Raw genomic sequence first — 14,262 nt, forward strand, 5'->3', positions numbered from 1 at the left:
AAAAATGCGCCACCCTATTCTTGTTTCCCTGTGCGTGGCAGGCGCGTTTGCCCTGTCCGCCTGCGATAAATCCGCTGGCAATGACGTGGACCGCGCGTTTCAGGACATCAACGTCGTGGACGAAACCAATCTCAACGATGTGATGCTGACCGCCAGCGACCCAAACGAGGCGGTGGCCTATTTCCAACGCGCCGTCGGAGAGAAACCGGACCGCATCGACCTTCTCAGAGGTTTGGGAAAGTCGCTCGTGCGTGCCAAACGCAACACCGAGGCGGTGGCCACCTGGACCAAGGTCAGCGACCACAAGGAAGCCACCGATGAAGACCGCGTCGATCTGGCCGATGCCCTGATCCGCAATAACGAGTGGGAACGCGCAGACACGATGCTGGACGCGATCCCCCCAACCCACGAGACCTTCAAACGCTATCGGCTTGAGGCGATGATCGCTGACAGCAATCAGGATTGGAAAAAATCCGACAGCTTTTACGAGACCGCCGTCGGCCTGACAACGCAACCCGCCAGCGTGATGAACAACTGGGGCTATTCAAAACTGACCCGTGGCGACTTTGCCGGGGCAGAGCGTCTCTTTACCGATGCGGTGCGTCAGGACCCGGCCCTCTTCACCGCCAAGAACAACCTTGTTCTCGCTCGCGGTGCGCAGCGCAACTATTCCCTGCCGGTCCTGCCGGTCAGCCAGTCAGAGCGCGCGCAGCTTCTCTATACCCTTGGCCTGTCGGCGATCAAACAGGGGGATACCGCGATTGGTGAAGGTCTGCTGCGCGATGCCATCGAAACCCACCCGCAGCATTTCGAGGATGCCGTGCGCTCCCTACGCGCCCTTGAAACGAATGTGGCAAGCTAAGGCTGCTCGATGACGCTCGAGATTACTGCGCAGGCTGCGCTTTGGTTCCTGCCCTTCGTGCTGCCGGTCTGCGTCTGGGCTGCGTGGAGCGATCTGAGCCGGATGAAAATCCCCAACACCGCCGTGCTGACACTGGTGGGCATCTTTCTCGTCGTCGGCCTGATTGCATTGCCCATCTCGGACTATCCGTGGCGGCTTGCACATCTGGCGGTCATGCTTGTGGCGGGCATTGCGATGAATGCGGCCGGGCTGATGGGTGCTGGGGACGCCAAGTTCATCGCCGCCGCCGCGCCCTTTGTGGCGCTTGGCGATGCGGCCACGCTCTGCCTGATCTTTGCAGCAACGCTGCTCGGGGCCTTTGTCACGCACCGCGTCATAAAATACAGCCCCTTGCGCCGTCTGGCGCCCGATTGGCAGAGTTGGAACACCGGCAAGAAATTCCCGATGGGCTTTGCCTTGGGCGGGACGCTCGCGATCTATCTGGGCCTTGGCGCAGCCTTCGGCAGTTGAACGCCTCAGAGCTGCCCGACCCTTTCCTTAATTTCTACACCTTTGCATGTCACGGTTGCGTAATAGCAGTCCGACCCAGCACAGGCAGACCTCATGAACATGCAAGCCAGCACCGGCGTCCAGCCGCCCCCACCCCCGTCCCGGCTGGAAGAGATGCGATTGCCCGTCGTGATGATGCGCGACGTCCTGCTCAAGACCATGTTCCGCAAGAACCTCGACCTTGCCACCGATATCGCCGAGGCGATCTGCCTGCCACGCGCGGTGACACAGGAACTGATCGACATGGCCCGTGGGCAAAGGCTGATCGAGGCCACCGGCACGCTCAACGCCAATTCGAGCGGCGAGATGGGCTATCAGCTCACCGACGCAGGCAAATCCCGCGCCCTCGATGCGCTCAGCCAGTCAGAGTATTTCGGCGCGATGCCAGTGCCGCTTGCCGTCTACCGCGAACAGGTCAAGCGCCAGTCGATCCGCAACATCCAGATCACCCGCGAACAGTTGACCAATGCAATGGGGCATCTGGTCCTGCCCAACGCCCTGCTGGATCACCTCGGCCCTGCGGTCAGCGCCGGTCGCTCGATCCTCATGTATGGCCCGCCCGGCAACGGCAAATCCTCGATCTCGAACGGTATCCGCGACGCCATGGGCGACAAGATCTACGTGCCCCGCGCCATCGAATATGCGGGGCAGGTCATCACCGTCTATGACCCCATCGTGCATTCATCGGCCGAGGTCGAAGTGGACGATCCCGGCAGCCTGCGCCGCAAACGCACCTTTGACACGCGCTATGTCCGCTGCGAGCGCCCGACCGTGATCACCGGCGGCGAACTCAGCCTGTCGATGCTCGATCTCGTCTATAACCCGACCGCCCGCACCTATCAGGCGCCGCTGCAACTCAAATCCACCGGCGGCATCTTTATCGTCGACGACCTTGGCCGTCAGGCGGAATCGCCGCAGTCCCTCGTCAACCGTTGGATCGTTCCGCTCGAAGAGGCCAAAGATATTCTCGCCCTGCAATCAGGCGAGAAGTTCGAGGTGCCGTTCGACACGCTGGTGATTTTCTCGACCAACTTTCACCCGAACTCGATCTTCGATAAGGCCGCGCTGCGCCGGATCTTTTACAAGATCAAGATCGACGGCCCCTGCCAATCCGACTTCCTCAAGATCTTCGCCATGGTCGCCCGCAAAAAGGGCATGCCGCTGGATGAGGCTGCGCTGATCTATCTGATCAAGGAAAAATACCCCACGATCGACAATGTCTACGCCAATTATCAGCCGGTCTTCCTGATCGACCAGATGATCTCGATCTGCAATTTCGAAAGCATCCCCTACCAGATGACCCCGGAACTGATCGAACGCGCCTGGGCCAATATGTTCGTGCGCGAGGAAGAGATTTTGCACTGAGGCGGCTTTGCCTGCAAGCAACGTTGACGCCAAGCACAATACCGCGCGGGAAACAAATGCTGGGCGATATCATAGCTATCCGCACCCCCAATTGAGAACATTTAGCGAACACGCTATGCTCCCCCCATGACGATTCCGCTTCTCACCCGCAGCTCGCACCGCCCCGCCCTCCGCTTTCTGGGCGCGCTCGACCTGCCCTTTGCCCGCCTGCATGAATGCGCCGGCCCCGCCCGCCACAGCTTTGCGATGCTCCTCATCGGCGCCCTGCGCGGCCCCGTGCTCTGGATCGCCCCGGCATGGGCCTCAGATCACCTCAACTCCGACGGCATCTGCCCCCTCACCGGGACCGAAAACGGCCCGGAAACCCTCATTTTCATCACCCCCGACCGGCGCGAGGATCTCTTGTGGTGCATGGAAGAGGCGCTGCGCAGCGGCACCGTCCCCCTCATCATCGCCGACCTGCCAGAGCCACCTGCCCTCACCCCGGTGCGCCGCCTGCATCTCGCCGCCGAAGAGGGGGCGGCGCGCGGTCCTCACCGCCCTCTGGGCCTGATCCTGACGCCGGGCGAGGGCGGCGCACCCGGCGTGGAAACCCGCTGGCACATGGCCCCGGCCCATACGCCCGAGGCCAGCTGTTGGCACCTCACCCGCCGCCGCGCCCGTACAGCGCCCCCCGCCGCATGGCACCTCACCGGCCAGCCCGGCGCATGGGCGCTCAAGCAAACGTGACATCCGTTTGGCCGCGCCGCGCGTATTCTACGCTATGATCCGCCGTATCGCCCTCGCTCTCTGCCTGATGACCACGCAGGCCACCGCCGCACCAGAGGCCTACCGCCTCGACACGGCCCGCTCCACCGTGGGCTTCACCTATGATGCCGCCATCGGCAACAATCGTGGCACAATGCCGATCACATCGGCGGATATGCGGATTGATCTGGGCAATCTCGGCGCGAGCCGGGTCGACGTCACCCTCGACGCCACCGGCACTCGCGCGGGCTTTGTCTTCGCCACAGAGGCGATGAAAGGACCAGACCTGCTCGACGCCGCACGCCATCCCACCATCACCTTCCGTTCGACCGCGATCACCGGCACGCTGCAAGAGGCCCGGATCACCGGCCTCCTGACCGTGCGCGGCGTGACCCACCCCGTCACCCTCACCGCCGGCCTCTACCGCCAACCCGGCACCGACCCCAAGGACCTCTCTCACCTCACGATCCTCCTCACCGGCACCCTCAACCGCCACAGCTTCGGCGCAAGCGGCTATGCCAACCTCGTCGGCCCAGAGATCGGGCTACGGATCGTGGCGCAGGTGGAGAGGTAGGGGGGAGCATAGGTTCTTTTCAAAGGCTGACTGCTCTCAGCCCGATGCTGCCGGTCGTGCCAAGCGCAACGCTTTCCACGAACGCAGTCTTCAAGGGTTAGCGACGACCTTGCACGCCTTGAAGCTCAGCCCGTAGGTTCGAAACTTGGCGTCCTTGATGGCTTGCCGCAGCCGGTCGCTGAAGAACACCCGGTTTTCTATTCTGTGATCCATCCATAAATCCGCGTCTCCGACTGCGTCGGGATTGACTGCCAAAACATCGCTTGTGATGGCAGGCCGCCATTTGTCGACGTTTTTGAGTTTTTCGACATTTTCGGAGAGTTCCGGAACGAAGGCGTCCTGGAATTGCAGGATATGCATCAAAAAGAATGGGCCTTCGGGGCGCGGTGTATTCTGATCGTTCTCGAAAAGTGGCAATTCGCGAAAGCTGGTCTCGCAAAGATTGAACTCTTGCAGCTGGTCCTTCATGCGCCCTGAGACGACCACCAGACCAAGTTGCACCTGAAAAATGTCGCGCCACTTTTTTTTGTAGCTTTCAGGAGTGTCCGGGTACTTAAAATAGAGTGCCACCGGATAGATTGGCACGTCTTTAGGCGCTATCGGTGAGCCACTTTCGTATCGCAGACGGATATCGACAAAGTCCCTGCTCGTCGGCTCGTCAATATTGAGCTTTATGTTCGTCTTCCGAAGCATATACGTGGTAGCGAGAAAATTTGAGCTCCAAATTTTGGGTTTAGATTTAGTCATTATGAAATGGTTCCAACTCTTTGGACAAATTCGCTAGGGTGTATCGGTTTGAAATTTCATGCCGCTGTTTGCTCTTCTAGGCTGTTTGGATGAACTGCGAACCTTGATCCGTATCCATGACTTCTGAAGGCCCTTAGCATACGCTGAGATATTGTACTTGTGTGGTTTAGATTGAAAGCTAGTGCATGTTCTGGAATTGGCCCACTGGTCTCTGGAGTGGGTGAGAGACACCTGCATTGCAGCTACCTAGCAACAACGAGAGTCCGCTTTGGGCCGCGAGTGTCGGGCGGATGGGGGACGGGTGCCGACAAGCCATATCCGCTTCCCACGCATTGCTGTCATTCGCATGGACTTCAACCGCAGATCAAACACGCGTCCGTCCAAGTGGCCCCACTCTCACCGCGCCCCCCATTAACCCCATCTCACTCCCAAATCCGCACCACCAGAACACCGACCCAACACCGACCCCAAAAATCCCATATTTCCCATACCTTAACCCCGCATCGCACACCCTTGCCCGAAACCGACGTTTGATGTCGAAAACATCTGGTCCCCCTCCTCTCGTCCTGCCATGGTAGCCCCACCATGCGCCTGATGATTTCCTTTGCCGCCCTCTTCCTCTCGGTCGTTCTCCTGCAACTCTCGACAGGCGGCGTGGGCCCGCTTGATGCGCTCTCAGGTCTGGCGTTGGATTTCACCACGGCCCAGATCGGACTCCTCGGCTCGGCGCATTTCGTGGGCTTCTTCATCGGCTGCTGGTTCGCCCCCCGCCTGATGGGCACTATCGGGCACAGCCGCGCCTTTGCGGCCTTTACCGCCGCAGGGGCCATCGGCCTCTTGGCGCATATGCTGGTGATCGACCCCTACGCTTGGGCGCTGATGCGCGTGGCCTCTGGCCTTTGCGTCGCGGGCTGCTACACGGTGATCGAGGCGTGGCTTCAGGCCAAGGTCACGAATGAGACGCGCGGCCGCGCCATGGGTATCTACCGCGTTGTCGATATGGGCGCATCTTTGGCCGCGCAATTGCTGATTTCCGTATTGGCACCCGCCTCTTACGTCTCTTACAACCTGCTGGCGCTCCTTTGCTGCGCAGCTCTGCTACCGCTTACCCTGTCGCGCCTGCGCGAGCCTGAAACACCCGACGCCCCCCGCCTGCGTCCCATGCTGCTCATCGCCTGCTCGCCTCTGGCGGCAGCGGGCGTGCTGGTCGCGGCCCTCTCCAGCGCCTCGTTCCGCATGGTCGGGCCACTCTACGGCCAACAGGTGGGCCTGGCCGTGGATCAGATCGCCGGGTTTCTGGCGGTCTTCGTTCTGGGGGGGGCCGTGGCGCAATACCCGGTCGGCTGGCTCGCGGATCGCTTTGACCGCCGTTGGGTTCTGATCGGACTCTCGGTCGCCGCCATCCTCTCCTCAGTTGCAACCGCCATGACCGAAAATCTTGACACATTCGGCATCCTGATGACCGCCTTCTTCTTTGGCATGACCACCTTTCCCATCTACTCGGTCAGCGCCGCCCACGCCCATGACTTCGCCGAGGCCCATGAACGGGTCGAGCTATCCGCCGCCCTCATGTTCTTCTTCGCCGTGGGCGCCATCGCCGCCCCGCTCATGGCCTCAACCCTGATCGAAGTTTACGGCCCACCCGCCATGTTCGTGATGATCGCCGCCGGCCACGCCCTCCTCGTCGTTTTTGGTCTTTACCGCATGCGCGCGCGCCCGGTTGCAGAACGTCGCACCGCCTATGTCTGGTCGCCACGCACCTCCTTCCTGGTTGGCCGCCTGACCGGGCGCAGTCGCGACAAAGACAAGAACGAGCGCTAGAACTGCCCGCAAAACCACGCTAAACGAGGCCAAACCGTCAAGGAACAGGCACGATATGGCACGGCATCTCATCACTTCGGCGATCCCCTATATCAACGGGATCAAGCATCTCGGCAATCTCGTGGGCTCGCAGCTTCCGGCTGATCTCTTTGCCCGCTACTGCCGCGCCCGCGGCCATGAGGTGCTGTTTCTCTGCGCCACAGACGAGCATGGCACCCCCGCCGAACTCGCCGCCGCCAAGGCGGGTCAGCCTGTGGCCGAGTACTGCGCGGAAATGCACGCCGTTCAGGCCGAAATCGCGCGCGGCTTTCGCCTCAGCTTTGATCACTTCGGGCGCTCTTCCTCGTCCCAGAACCACCGCCTGACCCAGCATTTCGCAAAGCGCCTGCACGATCAGGGTCTGATCCGCGAAGTCTCGGAAACCCAAATGTATTCCCCCACCGACGGACGCTACCTGCCCGACCGCTATATCGAGGGCACCTGCCCGAATTGCGGCTACGACTCGGCGCGTGGCGACCAATGTGACAACTGCACCAAGCAGCTTGACCCGGTCGATCTGATCAACCCCCGCTCGGTGATCTCCGGCGCGACCGATCTCGAGATGCGCGTGACCAAGCATCTCTATCTCTGCCAGTCGCAGATGAAGGATGAGCTTGAGAAATGGATCGACTCCAAGACCGACTGGCCGATCCTCACCACCTCAATCGCCAAGAAATGGCTCAATGACGGCGACGGCTTGCAGGATCGTGGGATCACCCGCGATCTCGACTGGGGCATCCCGGTCAAGCGCGGCGACGAGGATTGGCCGGGCATGGAGGGCAAGGTGTTCTACGTCTGGTTCGACGCCCCTATCGAATACATCGCCTGCGCGCAGGAATGGGTCGATGCGGGCAAGGGCACGGATTGGGAACGCTGGTGGCGCACCGACAAGGGGGCAGAGGATGTCCGCTACACCCAGTTCATGGGCAAGGACAACGTGCCCTTCCACACGCTCAGCTTTCCCGCTACGATCTTGGGCTCGCGCGAGCCATGGAAGCTGGTGGATTACATCAAATCTTTCAACTACCTCAATTACGACGGCGGTCAGTTCAGCACCTCGCGCGGGCGCGGCGTCTTCATGGATCAGGCGCTTGAAATCCTGCCCGCCGATTACTGGCGCTGGTGGCTCCTGAGCCACGCCCCCGAAAGCTCGGACAGCGAGTTCACATGGGAGAATTTTCAGGCTTCGGTGAACAAGGACCTGGCCGACGTTCTGGGCAATTTCGTGTCCCGCGTGACCAAATTCTGCCGCTCGAAATTCGGCGAAACGGTGCCGTCGGGGGCCACATACGGCGCTCAGGAAACGGCGCTGATCGCACGCCTGACAAGCCGCATCCGCGACTATGAAGGCCATATGGAGGCGATGGAGGTGCGCAAATCTGCGGCCGCCCTGCGCGCGATCTGGGTCGAGGGCAACGAATACCTGCAAGAGGCCGCGCCCTGGTCCACCTTCAAGCAAGACCCCGAGCGCGCCGCCATGCAGACGCGCCTCGCACTCAACCTCATCCGCCTTTATGCCGTGCTGAGCAGCCCCTTCATCCCCGACGCCGCCGCCGCGATGCTGGCAGCGATGCAAACCAACGATGACAACTGGCCAGATGAAGCGTCCGCAGCGCTCGAAATCCTTGCGCCCGGCCACGCATTCAGTGTCCCCGAGGTGCTCTTTTCCAAGATCACCGACGAGGCCCGCGAAGACTGGCAAACGCGGTTTTCGGGGATACGGGGCTGAGCTAAAAAGTAAACCGCGCAGGACGGTCCAACCGTCTTGCGCGCCACTTTCCCTGCAATTGGCCTTAGGCCGTCAGCAGCCGATATAGCTCATCTTTCAGCGTCGCGCGCTGCTTGCGCATCTCGACCTCGGTCAGTTCCTCGACCGGCTCGACCAGCGTTTCGGCCCGATGCACCGCGCGGTTCAGCGCGTGATATTCATCGGCCAGTTTGGCAAAATGCGTATCAGTCCGCTTCAGTTCGCTGATCTTGTCGGCCAGTTGCGGGAACTCTTCCGACAGTTCATGGGGGGTATGGGACATCGCAGATCTCTCCTTCTTGATTGCTCGCTCCCGACCCTAAGGAGCGGGGGCCGCAGCCTCCTTGATCCGGATCAACCAACACGACTTTCGCAGTCACCTTGGAAAAATACTCACCGCCGACGTCGCTGTGGTTTGGGGCGAGCGGGCTTGGGCTGTTCGGCCTCGGGTTCTTCCTTCATGCCCAACTGATCACGCAACACGCGGGGACGGATCTCTTCCACGGCACCGGGCTTCAACTGGCCCAATTGGAACGGCCCATAGGACAGCCTGATGAGCCGGTTTACCACCAGCCCCACCGCCTCCATCGCGCGGCGGATTTCGCGGTTCTTGCCCTCGCGAATAGAGACCGTGATCCAGGCATTTGCGCCTTGCTGGCGGTCAAGCGTGACCATCATTGGCTGAAATGCCTCACCATCCACGACCAATCCCTTGCGCAACGGCTCAAAGGTGCCGTCCGTAGGGCGCCCATTCACTCGCACTCGATAACGGCGCAGCCAGCCGGTCGAGGGCAGTTCCAATTTGCGCTTCAACTCACCATCATTGGTCAGCAACAACAGCCCTTCGGAATTGAGGTCGAGCCGTCCGACACTCATGACCCGCGGCATATCCTCGGGCAGATCGTCATAGATCGTGCTGCGCCCCTGCTCATCGCGCGTCGTCGTCACAAGACCGGTAGGTTTGTGGTAGAGCCACAGGCGCGCAGGTTCGGGCGCATCGAGGGCACGACCATCGACCACGACCTTATCCGCAGGCGTGACATTGAGTGCCGCGCGCAACACCTTTTGACCGTTGACGGTGACGCGCCCCGCTTCGATCAGGCGTTCAGCCTCACGACGGCTTGCAATACCGGCGCGGGCAATGACCTTGGCGATCCGCTCGCCCTCTGGAGTTTTCGTGTTCATGCGCCGCGCATAGCGCAATTGCGGGGCTTGCGAAAGCGTCTTGCGATCTGCAAAAGCAGGTCATGACATTTCGCAGCCACATGGAGACCGCCTTGGACGAGGCCCGCGCGGCCGCACTGCGCGGCGAGGTGCCCGTGGGCGCGGTCATCGTCGCCCCCTCAGGTGTCATTTTGGCGCGCGCGGGCAACCGGACCCGCGAACTCAGCGATCCCACCGCCCATGCCGAAATCCTCGCAATCCGGGCCGCCTGCACCGCGCTTGGCTCCGAACGGCTCACCGGCCATGACCTTTACGTAACGTTGGAACCCTGCGCGATGTGCGCCAGCGCCATCGCATCGGCGCGCATTGACCGGCTCTACTACGGGGCCGCCGATCCAAAATCGGGCGGTGTGGCCATGGGCGCGCGGGTTTTCAGCCATCCGCAATGCCACCATGTGCCAGAGATCTATGACGGCATCGCCGCGACCGAGTCCGAGACCCTGCTCAAGACCTTCTTTCGTGACCGCCGCACGTCTTCAGAATAGGGATATACCTTCGGCCAGAAACGGGTGCCGGGCGACGATGGGCGTCACGATCGTATCACGCAGAATGGGCTTCAGCTTTTCCGCCAGCGTCGCGGGCATGTCCTGCAATATCCCCTTGCGGGCCGTCACGCTGATCGTGCGCGTGAGCGGCGCCATCGGCAATTCGAACACGTCGATCTGATCCGCAAAGCGCCGCGCCCGCATCAAAGCCAGCGGCGTCAGGATCGACCACCCCGCCCCCTGCCCCACAAGGGCGAGGATGGAATGATAGCTGTCCAACTCAAATCGGTGCGGAATGCTCAGGTTCTGCCGCGCGAGATGCGAAGAGATAAGCCGCCCCATGTAATGCCGCTGCGTATACTGGATCAGGGGCAGGCGCTTCAATTGCCGCAGGACGTCCCGCTCGGGCCGGATCACGCCACGCGGCGCCACCACGGCAAAGCCTTCGCGCAACACGGGATGCACTTCGACCCAATCCGCCTCGCCGCCCAGTTCCGCCGCCACGATCACATCAAGCGCCCGTGCGTCCAACTGGTCATACAAATGATGGCTTGCCCCGGTTTCCAGCAGGAACTGACAGCCTTTCAATTCCCCCGCCATATGGGTCAAGAGCTGTGGCGTCACATCCGCCTCCAGATCCTCGATCATGCCCAGCCGAAACCGCGTCAGGGTCGAGAGATGTGACATTGCCAATTCAGCGCGCGCCTGCGCCGCTTCATTCAGAATCGCCAAGGCGCGGCGATGCATGATCTCACCGGCCGGGGTCAGGCGGATGGGCCGCGCGTTGCGCTGCAACAGCGTGGCCCCTACCGCCCCTTCGAGATTGGTCAATTGCTGACTGACCGCAGACGGGCTCGCCCCCAGTCGCCGTGCTGCGGCCGAGATCGAGCGTTCATCAGCAGCGGCAATGAACACTTCGATGCCCCAGAGGGTTATCCGCCCCGGGCTCTCGACCATGCCAACTTACTTACCCATTTTGGACAGCTTGTCCTGCAATTCTGCCAGTTGTTTCTTGATTTCTTCGAGACCCTCGTCACTCGCCTCCGAAGGCTTGCCACCCTGAGGACCTGTGCTGCCCATCCCTTTCAGCCCTCCGGTCATCGCCTTCATAAAGGCCTCTTGCTGAGCGCGCATTGCCTCCATGCCGGGCATCGCGGCCAGCGGATTGGCCTTGGTCATGTTCTCAAGCATCTTGGATTGCCCGTCGCGCAACATATCGAAACTGGCGGCCAGAAACTCTGGCACAATGCTGGTCGCCTGGGTGGTGTAGCTGCGCACCAAGTCATTGAGCACATTGATCGGCAGCACGCTCTCGCCCCGGCTCTCATGCTCCGCAACGATCTGGAGCAGATATTGCCGCGTCAGGTCATCCCCGGATTTCAGGTCGATGATCTGGACTTCACGCCCGTCGCGGATGAATTCGGCGATATCCTCGAGCGTTACGTAATCGGATGTCTCGGTATTATAGAGCCGCCGGCTGGCATAGCGTTTGATCAACAGCGGTTTTTTGGAGTCGGCCAAGGGGTATCCTCCCGGATAATGCAGCGCTGCAGCAGAGCTTAGACGCAAGTGCAGCAAAAAGAAAGGGCGAGCCGCATGGCTCGCCCTTCGCAGTCCATACCCCTCAAGGGAGGGGATCAGGGTATGGCTCTGCTAACCTTACTTGGCCGCTGCGGTCGCCTTTTGGGTCGCTGCGGTCACGTCGTCTGCGGCTTTCTTGACAACCTTGGTGGCGTCTTCCTGCATGGTTTTGCCAGCAGCCAGCATCAGTTCGACGGTTTCCATCTGAACTTTCTTGGCCACTTCGGCGAAGGCTGCCATGTTCTCGGCGGCGACTTCAGCATTGGCCGATGCGAAATCGGTCATTGCTTTGGCATAGTCAGCAGGCTCGGCCTTGGCTTTGGACATTTCGCTCAGCTTGGCGAGCGTGTCTTTGGTCCATTTGTTCGAGATCTCAGCCGATTTTTCAGCTGCGGTCAGAGCCACACCCGAGAGCTTCTCGCTCAGGGTTGCTTGGTTCTTGAATGCATCTTCCATCGCTTTGGTGTCGACGGGGAAGGTGCCCATGACGTCTTTGAACATCGCGGTGAAATCTTGTGCTTTTGCCATTGGTTCGGTCCTCTTAGCTTTGGCGGGGTGTTCCGCCGTTTCTGCAACTGCAACAACATATACATGCTGCGCTGCAGCATTTCAAGTTTTTTCTGCACTGCAGCATTTTTTAGATAGGCGTGGCTAGAAGCCATTAAATATCAGAGGGTTGCCTTCTTGCGCACATAGGTGCCAGGGGCCGGGGCCAGTGCAGGATGCTCCGAATCGCCCGGTTCCCGCGCCGCGACCATCTTGCCGGATCGCTTGGCCAGCCACGTTTCCCACCGCGGCCACCACGATCCCTGACTATACTGCGCGCCCGCCATCCAGGCCTCGGCATCACCGCTCAGATCGTCATTGGTGTAATGCCCATACTTCTTCTTGGTCGGAGGATTGACGATCCCGGCGATATGCCCGGATTCCGAAACGATAAAGGTTCGATCCTTGGATCCCGTCTGCTGAAAGCCGCGATAGCAGTCTTTCCAAGCCGCGATATGGTCAGTCTCGCAGGTCACGGACATCAGCGGTATCTTGACGTCCCGGATATGCAGCCGCTCACCACACAGATCAAACCCATCGGTCACGAACTTGTTGCCCTGACAGAGCCCGCGCAGATATTCCACCGTCATCCGCCCCGGCAGGTTCGCGCCATCCCCGTTCCAATAGAGCAGGTCAAACGCCGGCGGCGCTTCGCCCATCATGTAGCTGCGCACGGCAGGTTGATAGATCAGATCGCGCGAGCGCAGGAACGACATGGTGCGCCCCATGATAAAGGACCGCAATACCCCCTGCTGCGTCACCTCCTCTTCGATTCCGTCGATGAAATCGTCCTGAAGAAACGGCGTGAATTCCCCCTGCTCCGAGAAATCCGTGAGCGCGGTAAAGAAGGTGGCGGATTTGACCGACTTGTCTCCCCGCTTGGCCATCAGCGCCAGCGTCATGTGCAGCGTCGTGCCTGCGATACAATAGCCAACGGTATTGACCTGATCCTGTCCGGTGATCGCCTTGACTTCGCGAATCGCGGTCAGAAAACCCTCTTCGATGTAATCCTCCATTCCCACATTGGCATGGCTGGTATCGGCATTGACCCAGCTGACCACAAAGAGCGTATAGCCCTGATCCACGACCCATTTGATCAGGCTGTTATCGGGCTTGAGATCCATAATGTAGAATTTGTTGATCCACGGCGGAAAGATCACGAGCGGGATCGCATGCACCTGCTCGGTTGTGGGGCTGTATTGAATGAGCTCCATCATCCGGTTGCGGTACACCACCTCGCCCGGCGTGGTGGCGATATTGCCCCCCAATTCGAATGCCTTGTCATCCGCCAGCCGCACCACCAACTCGCCGTGATTGGCCTCGAGATCGGCAATCAGGTTCTCCAATCCTTTGACGAGACTCTCTCCCTCGGTTGCCACCGCCCGCTCGAGCGCATCAGGATTGGTGCCCAGAAAATTCGTGGGCGACATCATGTCGATGATCTGATGCGCGAAATAATCCAGACGCCGCTTGTCTTTGGGCGGCAAATCCTCGACATCGCCCACCGCATTCTCAATAGCCTGCGCGTTCAGCGCGTATTGCTGCTTGATATATTTGAAATAAGGATGGGTGTTCCACAGAGGGTTGGCAAAGCGCTTGTCCCCCGCCAGCGGATCGGGCGCATCCTCTTCCGCCACAGGCTCTCCGCGCAACATGACCTGCTGTGCTTCCATGAAATGACGCACAGACTTGCCCCAATACTCCAACTGCTGCTCATAGATCTTGCCGGGATTTTCAATCGCCTCGGCCCAATAGGACTGCGCCGCCTTGGCAAAAAGCTCTTGATTGGGTCCATTCAGAGTCGGGTTCGCAGGATTACGCGCCGCAAGTGCTTGGATCAGCCGTTGCGACAGATGTTCGACTTTGGCAAGGTTCTCATTCAGTTTTTCAAGGTTTTCGCCTGCGACATCGTCTTGCGTTGCCATTTTAAGTATTTCCCCTTAACATTTTCTGCTATGCAGCATAGCGTCGCGCG

General features: G+C 60.3%; 15 protein-coding genes. 8 read left to right on the top strand and 7 right to left on the bottom strand.

Annotated elements, in window-relative coordinates; genetic code table 11:
• Positions 1-4: 4 nt before the first annotated feature.
• The 5 genes from VR71_RS00235 (at position 5) to VR71_RS00255 (ending at position 4,097) form a co-directional block, all read left to right on the top strand.
• Entirely contained in the window at positions 5-862 is an 858-nt protein-coding gene (locus VR71_RS00235; RefSeq protein ID WP_045680101.1) for a tetratricopeptide repeat protein, read from the top strand.
• 9 nt (positions 863-871) lie between these two features.
• Positions 872-1,372, top strand: a complete 501-nt coding sequence (locus VR71_RS00240) for a prepilin peptidase (protein WP_045680103.1) — start codon at positions 872-874, stop codon at positions 1,370-1,372.
• 93 nt (positions 1,373-1,465) lie between these two features.
• Complete coding sequence (locus tag VR71_RS00245) at positions 1,466-2,776, top strand: ATPase (protein WP_045680105.1); 1,311 nt, start codon at positions 1,466-1,468, stop codon at positions 2,774-2,776.
• A 126-nt stretch (positions 2,777-2,902) separates the two neighbouring features.
• A complete protein-coding gene (locus tag VR71_RS00250; protein WP_045680107.1) occupies positions 2,903-3,505 on the top strand; it encodes an ImuA family protein in 603 nt (200 codons plus the stop codon).
• Positions 3,506-3,512: 7 nt separating this feature from the next.
• Positions 3,513-4,097: a YceI family protein gene (locus tag VR71_RS00255; protein ID WP_296429645.1), complete on the top strand. Its 585-nt coding sequence runs from the start codon at positions 3,513-3,515 to the stop codon at positions 4,095-4,097.
• A 90-nt stretch (positions 4,098-4,187) separates the two neighbouring features.
• On the opposite strand, the gene VR71_RS00260 is transcribed toward VR71_RS00255, so the two are convergent.
• Positions 4,188-4,682: a DUF1629 domain-containing protein gene (locus VR71_RS00260; protein WP_296429647.1), complete on the bottom strand. Its 495-nt coding sequence runs from the start codon at positions 4,680-4,682 to the stop codon at positions 4,188-4,190.
• A gap of 747 nt (positions 4,683-5,429) precedes the next feature.
• On the opposite strand from VR71_RS00260, the gene VR71_RS00265 reads away from it, so the two are divergent.
• Positions 5,430-6,665: an MFS transporter gene (locus VR71_RS00265; RefSeq protein ID WP_045680113.1), complete on the top strand. Its 1,236-nt coding sequence runs from the start codon at positions 5,430-5,432 to the stop codon at positions 6,663-6,665.
• A 55-nt stretch (positions 6,666-6,720) separates the two neighbouring features.
• Positions 6,721-8,433: a methionine--tRNA ligase gene (gene metG / locus VR71_RS00270; RefSeq protein WP_045680115.1), complete on the top strand. Its 1,713-nt coding sequence runs from the start codon at positions 6,721-6,723 to the stop codon at positions 8,431-8,433.
• 64 nt (positions 8,434-8,497) lie between these two features.
• Here metG and VR71_RS00275 read toward each other — a convergent pair whose 3' ends face one another.
• The gene (locus tag VR71_RS00275; protein WP_009815778.1) at positions 8,498-8,734 is read right to left on the bottom strand and encodes a DUF465 domain-containing protein; all 237 of its coding nucleotides are present in this window, start codon (positions 8,732-8,734) and stop codon (positions 8,498-8,500) included.
• Positions 8,735-8,844: 110 nt separating this feature from the next.
• Positions 8,845-9,636 carry a pseudouridine synthase gene (locus VR71_RS00280; protein WP_040650276.1) on the bottom strand — a complete coding sequence of 264 codons (792 nt, stop codon included), beginning with the start codon at positions 9,634-9,636 and terminating at the stop codon, positions 8,845-8,847.
• 62 nt (positions 9,637-9,698) lie between these two features.
• Here VR71_RS00280 and VR71_RS00285 point away from each other — a divergent pair, with 62 nt between their 5' ends.
• Positions 9,699-10,160: a nucleoside deaminase gene (locus VR71_RS00285; RefSeq protein WP_045680117.1), complete on the top strand. Its 462-nt coding sequence runs from the start codon at positions 9,699-9,701 to the stop codon at positions 10,158-10,160.
• Here VR71_RS00285 and VR71_RS00290 read toward each other — a convergent pair.
• The 4 genes from VR71_RS00290 to VR71_RS00305 form a co-directional block, all read right to left on the bottom strand.
• A complete protein-coding gene (locus VR71_RS00290) occupies positions 10,152-11,117 on the bottom strand; it encodes a LysR family transcriptional regulator (protein ID WP_009815781.1) in 966 nt (321 codons plus the stop codon). The two genes, VR71_RS00285 and VR71_RS00290, sit on opposite strands and share 9 nt — an antisense overlap.
• Before the next feature lie 6 nt (positions 11,118-11,123).
• Positions 11,124-11,681: a polyhydroxyalkanoate synthesis repressor PhaR gene (gene phaR / locus VR71_RS00295; RefSeq protein WP_009815782.1), complete on the bottom strand. Its 558-nt coding sequence runs from the start codon at positions 11,679-11,681 to the stop codon at positions 11,124-11,126.
• Between the two features lie 138 nt (positions 11,682-11,819).
• Entirely contained in the window at positions 11,820-12,269 is a 450-nt protein-coding gene (locus tag VR71_RS00300; protein ID WP_009815783.1) for a hypothetical protein, read from the bottom strand.
• A gap of 140 nt (positions 12,270-12,409) precedes the next feature.
• Positions 12,410-14,212, bottom strand: coding sequence for a class I poly(R)-hydroxyalkanoic acid synthase (locus VR71_RS00305; RefSeq protein WP_045680122.1), 1,803 nt, complete (start codon positions 14,210-14,212; stop codon positions 12,410-12,412).
• Between the last annotated feature and the right edge of the window lie 50 nt (positions 14,213-14,262).

Origin of the sequence: Roseovarius sp. BRH_c41 (genome assembly GCF_000961715.1) — a bacterium.
Lineage (GTDB): Bacteria > Pseudomonadota > Alphaproteobacteria > Rhodobacterales > Rhodobacteraceae > Roseovarius.